A 5,491-nucleotide genomic window follows, 5' to 3' on the forward strand; every position below is an offset into this window, starting at 1 on the left:
GTCCCGCGGGGGGGCGCGCGCCCCTAAACCCGCGTTATAAAACCTAACCCCCCCGCGCCCCCGCCCCCCCGGGCCCCCCAAGGCTCAAGGCCCGTGGAGGGCGGCTTCAGTGGGCGCTGTCGGCGGCGGGTTCGGCGCCCTTGTAGATGCGCCGCACCAGCGGGCCGATGGACAGGCCCTGGAGCAGGATCGACACCAGCACCACCACGTAGGTCAGGCTGAGGATCAGGTCGCGCTGCTCGCCCAGCGGCAGGGACAGCGCCAGGGCTACCGACACGCCGCCGCGCAGGCCGCCCCAGACGAGGATGCGGATGGTGCCGGCGGGCACCTGGCGACGGCCGTTTTCCCGCTGGCGCAGCACGACGATGGCCGGGGCCACGGTGAGCAGGCGCGAGACCAGCACCGCGCCGCCGAGGACGAAGGCGGCGACCACGTGCAGCCAGTTGAACGGCAGCAGAAGCAGCTCCAGGCCGATCAGGGCGAACAGCAGGGCGTTGAGGATCTCGTCGATCAGCTCCCAGAACTTGTCGATGTAGCGCCGCGTCTCGTCGGACATGGCGTACTGCCGCGCCTGGTTGCCGATGATCAGGCCGGCCACCACCATGGCGATGGGCGCCGACACGTGCAGCCTCGCGGCCAGCGCCGCGCCGCCGATCACCAGGGCCAGGGTCAGCATGACTTCCACCTGGTACTGGTCGATGCCGCGCATCATCAGGAATACCCCGTAGCCCAGCGCCGCGCCGAACAGCACGCCGCCGATGGCTTCCTGCACGAACAGCCAGGCGATGGAGGACACGGTCGGCGTCTCGCCGGCCAGCAGGATGCCCAGCAGGATGGTGAAGACCACCACGGCGGTGCCGTCGTTGAACAGCGACTCGCCGACGATGGTGGTGGCCAGCGGCTTGGGCGCGCCGGCGGACCTGAGAATCCCCAGCACCGCGATGGGGTCGGTGGGCGAGATCAGCGCACCGAACAGCAGGCAGTAGATGAAGTCCACGTGCCAGCCGAAGAGGCCGAAGGTGTAGTAGGCCAGGTAGCCGATCACGGTGGTGGCGATCAGCACGCCGAAGGTGGCCAGCAGGCCGATGGGCCACTTGTAGCTGCGCAGGTCGGCAAGGTTCACGTGCAGCGCGCCGGCGAACAGCAGGGCGGGCAGGAACCAGGTCATCAGCACGTCGGAGAAGTCGATGCGGCTGATGATCTGCTGCATCTCCACTTCCAGGACCGGATAGCCGAGCAGCGACATGCCCTGGGCGATGAAGGAGAACACCAGGGCGGTGGCCATCACGCCGATGGTCGGCGGCAGGCGCACGAAGCGGTAGTTGACGTAGGTGAGCAGGGTGGTCAGCGCAATGAACGCTGCAGCCAGATCAAGCATGGCGATGAATCTCCGTGGTAGGCAAGACGCCGGCCCCGAGTGACCTATCCATGGGTCGGGGGCACGCGAAAGGAGTCCGATGATAACCGCTGAGCCGCTCAGCGTGCGTGATCGTCGGAGGCATTCGGCGTTGGGCAAGCCCGCGGCGCCGATGGTTCAGCCGGATCGCCGGTTTATTCGAAAAAAATGCGTCGCCCACAACCCGCGGTCCCCGGGGGCTGTGGGCGATTTCGCCGCTGCGCGATGGCAGAAGAGTGGCAATTTTATGGAACGTAACGGCACGGACGGGGGTCCATCCCTTCGCGACGGCAATCCCCGAGCGAATCCGCAAGTGCTTGATTCCCGTCGCGTTTAATCGCGGCCCCAGCTAGGTTTCTGGACGGGGCCGGGCGTCAAGTGAGCGTGGCGATGCCAGTCGCCGCGCACCCGAAGGGAGTCCCCCAACCATGGTGAAGTCCACCACGGGCAAGGCCCTGTTCGGCGTCTGCCTTGCAGTCGTTGTGCTGGCCCTGCTGATCCACTGGATCACCCCTGCCACCTTGTGGCAGTACCGCGAAGACCTGCTGTTCTATCTGCAGGCGCACCTGTTCCTGGTGTTCGTCTCCATGCTGGCCGCGCTCGCGATCGGTATCCCGGCCGGCATCCTGCTCAGCCGGCCGGCCCTGCAGAAGCAGGCCGAGCGCCTGATGCAGATATTCAACGTCGGAAACACCATCCCGCCGCTGGCCGTGCTGGCCATCGCCCTGGCGATAGTCGGCATCGGTAACGGTCCGGCAATCCTCGCGCTGTTCCTCGCATCCTTGCTGCCCATCGTGCGCAACACCTTCGAAGGCCTGCGCGCCGTGCCGGCCTCGCTCAAGGAAGCGGCCACCGGCATCGGTATGACACCGCGCCAGGTGCTGCTGCGCGTCGAGTTGCCCAATGCTGTGCCGCTGATCATGGGCGGTGTGCGCATCGCCCTGGCACTCAATGTGGGCTCCGCGCCGCTGGCCTTCCTGATCGGCGCCAACAGCCTGGGCAGCCTGATCTTCCCGGGCATCGCCCTGGACGATCAGTCCAAGCTGCTGCTCGGCGCCGTATGTACCGCGCTGCTGGCGCTGGTGCTCGATGGCCTGGTGGTGCTGTTCAGCCGCACCCTGCTGGAGCGGGGGCTGACGCAATGAAAGCGCTCGATTTCAAGGGAATCGGTATGAAACCTCTGCTCGGCGCGCTGGGCGTGCTTCTGGCCGCGATGACCGGCGTGGTCCACGCGGCTGATGTGATCCGCATCGGTGGCAAGCCGTTCACCGAGCAGCGCCTGCTCACCGCTATCACTGCGCAGTACCTGCAGAGCAAGGGCTACGAAGTGAAGGTCACCAACGGCCTGGGCAGCACCCTGGCGCGCAGCGCGCAGGAGAGCGGCCAGCTGGATCTGGTCTGGGAATACACCGGCTCGTCGCTGATCGTCTACAACAAGGTCAAAGACAAGCTCGACGCCCGGCAGTCGCTGGCGAAGGTCCGCGACCTGGACGGCAGGAAGGGGCTGTTCTGGCCCAAGCCCGCGCCATTCAACAACACCTACGCCCTGGCGATGCCCGATGAGCAGGCCGAGCAACTGGGTGTGCACAGCTTGAGCGACCTCGCACGGGTGATGAAGGAGCAGGGCGAGGGCAAGACCCACCTGTTCGCCATGGACCCGGAATTCGCCGGGCGACCGGATGGCCTCGGGCCGATGAGCGAGCTGTACGGCTTCCACTTCACCCGCGACGACGTGCGGCAGATGGATGCCGGGCTGGTCTACACCGCGCTGAAGAATCGCCAGGTATTCGTCGGCCTCGTCTACACCACCGATGGGCGCCTGAAGGACTTCAAACTGCGCGTGCTGAAGGACGACAAGCAGTACTTCCCCTTCTACAACGCCGCCCCGGTGATGCGCGCCGCGCTGGTGGAGAAACACCCGGAACTGAAGACCCTGTTCGAGCCCATCTCCGACCTGCTCGACGACCAGACCATGCAGGCCCTAAACGCCCAGGTCGACATCGAGCAGGAACCGGTGCAGCGCGTGGCGCAGCAGTTCCTGCGCAAGCACGGCCTGCTGGGCGACAAGGCCCGACCAGCAAGTGAGCAGCCCGCCGGGGAGGAGAACTGACATGGACTTCATGACCGTGATTTCCCGCCTGGACTGGAGCCAGGTCGGCCAGTTGACCCTGGAGCACCTGATGCTGGTGTCCATCGCCGTGGGCCTGGCCATCGTCGTCGGCGTGCCGCTGGGCGTGCTGATGACGCGCTTCCGCTGGCTCGCCGGGCCGCTGCAGGGCGCCGCCACCGTGGTGCTGACCATCCCCTCCATCGCGCTGTTCGGCCTGATGCTGCCGCTCTACTCGAAGATCGGCCAGGGCCTCGGCCCGCTGCCGGCGATCACTGCGGTGTTCCTCTATTCGCTGCTGCCGATCCTGCGCAATACCTACCTCGCGCTGACCAACGTCGAACCCGGTATCCGCGAGGCCGGCAAGGGCATCGGCATGACCTTCTGGCAGCGCCTGCGGATGGTCGACATCCCCATCGCCGTGCCGGTGATCCTCGCCGGCGTGCGCACCGCCGTGGTGATGAACATCGGCGTGATGACCATCGCCGCGGTGATCGGAGCCGGCGGCCTGGGCGTCCTCATCCTCAATTCCATCAGCCAATCCAACATGCCCATGCTGGTGGTCGGCGCCGTGCTGGTGAGCCTCCTGGCCATCGCCGCCGACCTGCTGCTGCAATGGCTGCAGCGTGCGCTCACCCCCAAGGGCCTGCGCCCGCAGACAGGAGACTGAACATGATCGAACTCGACCAATTGACCAAGATTTTTACCCTCAAGGACGGCAAGGAGTTCCGCGCCGTGGACAAGGTCAGCCTGACCGTGGAGAAGGGCGAGATCTGCGTGTTCCTCGGCCCCTCCGGCTGCGGCAAGACCACCACGCTGAAGATGATCAACCGCATCATCCAGCCCACCTCCGGGCGCGTGCTGATCGATGGCCAGGACACCGCTGAACTGGACGAGGTGACCCTGCGCCGGCAGATCGGCTATGTGATCCAGCAGATCGGCCTATTCCCCAACATGACCATCGAGGAAAACATCATGGTCGTGCCGCGCCTGCTCGGCTGGGACAAGCAGAAGTGCAAGGAGAAGGCGCGCGAGCTGATGGCCATGGTCAAGCTCGAACCCAAGCAGTACCTGTCGCGCTACCCGCGTGAGCTCTCCGGCGGGCAGCAGCAGCGCATCGGCGTGATCCGCGCGCTGGCGGCCGACGCGCCGCTGCTGCTGATGGACGAGCCGTTCGGCGCGGTGGACCCGATCAACCGCGAGTCGATCCAGAACGAGTTCTTCGAGTTGCAGCGCAAGCTGGGCATGACCGTGATCATGGTCAGCCACGACATCGACGAGGCGATCAAGCTGGGCGACAAGGTGGCGGTGTTCAAGAGCGGCCGGCTGCTTCAGTTCGACCATCCGGACACCCTGCTGGCGCACCCGGCGGACGAGTTCGTCAGCGCCTTCACTGGCCAGGACAGCACCTTGAAGCGTCTGCTGCTGGTGCGCGCCGAGGACGCGGCCGACAGCAGCATCGTCACCGCCAGCCCGGACACTCCGGTAGCCGAGGCGCTGGAGAAGATGGAAGAAGATGACCGCCGCTACCTGGTGGTGGTCGACGCCACCGGCAAGGGCCTGGGCTTCGTGCGCCGCAAGGAGCTGCGTCGCCAGGAAGGTGTGTGCGGCGACTTCCTCAACGAATTCCGCGTGACCGCCAGCCACGACGAGCACCTGCGCATCCTCCTGTCGCGCATGTACGAGTTCAACAGCTCCTGGTTGCCGGTGCTGGATGCCGAAGGGCAGTTCCTCGGCGAGGTGACGCAGGAGTCGATTGCCGATTACCTGAGCTCGGGTCGCTCACGCGGCAGCAAGGGCATCATCGTCTCGCCGGCGGAGGTGGCGCAGGCGTCGTAGGACGTTAACTGTAGGAGCGAGCTTGCTCGCGAACCACCCCCCCCCCGCCGACCCAGTTAGCGAGCAAGGACCAGGCGCCCCCGCGATCCAACGAAAAAACCCCGCAAGGCAATTCAGCCGATGCAATTTGTCGGCCCCGACACCAAAAA

At 66.0% G+C, this 5,491-nt stretch carries 5 protein-coding genes; 4 read left to right on the forward strand and 1 reads right to left on the reverse strand.

All coding sequences use genetic code 11. From position 1 onward, the window contains the following. Positions 1–106 precede the first annotated feature (106 nt). Positions 107–1,378: a cation:proton antiporter gene (locus ACCC94_RS27385; protein WP_413352741.1), complete on the reverse strand. Its 1,272-nt coding sequence runs from the start codon at positions 1,376–1,378 to the stop codon at positions 107–109. 446 nt (positions 1,379–1,824) lie between these two features. Here ACCC94_RS27385 and ACCC94_RS27390 point away from each other — a divergent pair, with 446 nt between their 5' ends. The 4 genes from ACCC94_RS27390 (at position 1,825) to ACCC94_RS27405 (ending at position 5,342) form a co-directional block, all read left to right on the forward strand. Further along, a complete protein-coding gene (locus ACCC94_RS27390; protein ID WP_413352743.1) occupies positions 1,825–2,541 on the forward strand; it encodes an ABC transporter permease in 717 nt (238 codons plus the stop codon). 68 nt (positions 2,542–2,609) lie between these two features. Further along, positions 2,610–3,506: a glycine betaine ABC transporter substrate-binding protein gene (locus tag ACCC94_RS27395; RefSeq protein WP_413352745.1), complete on the forward strand. Its 897-nt coding sequence runs from the start codon at positions 2,610–2,612 to the stop codon at positions 3,504–3,506. 1 nt (position 3,507) lies between these two features. Beyond that, positions 3,508–4,173, forward strand: a complete 666-nt coding sequence (locus tag ACCC94_RS27400) for an ABC transporter permease (RefSeq protein ID WP_017517571.1) — start codon at positions 3,508–3,510, stop codon at positions 4,171–4,173. A 2-nt stretch (positions 4,174–4,175) separates the two neighbouring features. Continuing rightward, positions 4,176–5,342, forward strand: a complete 1,167-nt coding sequence (locus ACCC94_RS27405; RefSeq protein ID WP_413352744.1) for a betaine/proline/choline family ABC transporter ATP-binding protein — start codon at positions 4,176–4,178, stop codon at positions 5,340–5,342. Positions 5,343–5,491 lie beyond the last annotated feature (149 nt).

Source organism: Pseudomonas sp. Pseusp97, assembly GCF_047304025.1.
Classification (GTDB): domain Bacteria; phylum Pseudomonadota; class Gammaproteobacteria; order Pseudomonadales; family Pseudomonadaceae; genus Pseudomonas.

Coding starts and splice junctions, on each gene's coding strand:
- ACCC94_RS27385 (WP_413352741.1), bottom strand. CDS start 1,378: ATGCTTGATCTGGCTGCAGCGTTCATTGCGCTGACCACCCTGCTCACC.
- ACCC94_RS27390 (WP_413352743.1), top strand. CDS start 1,825: ATGGTGAAGTCCACCACGGGCAAGGCCCTGTTCGGCGTCTGCCTTGCA.
- ACCC94_RS27395 (WP_413352745.1), top strand. CDS start 2,610: ATGACCGGCGTGGTCCACGCGGCTGATGTGATCCGCATCGGTGGCAAG.
- ACCC94_RS27400 (WP_017517571.1), top strand. CDS start 3,508: ATGGACTTCATGACCGTGATTTCCCGCCTGGACTGGAGCCAGGTCGGC.
- ACCC94_RS27405 (WP_413352744.1), top strand. CDS start 4,176: ATGATCGAACTCGACCAATTGACCAAGATTTTTACCCTCAAGGACGGC.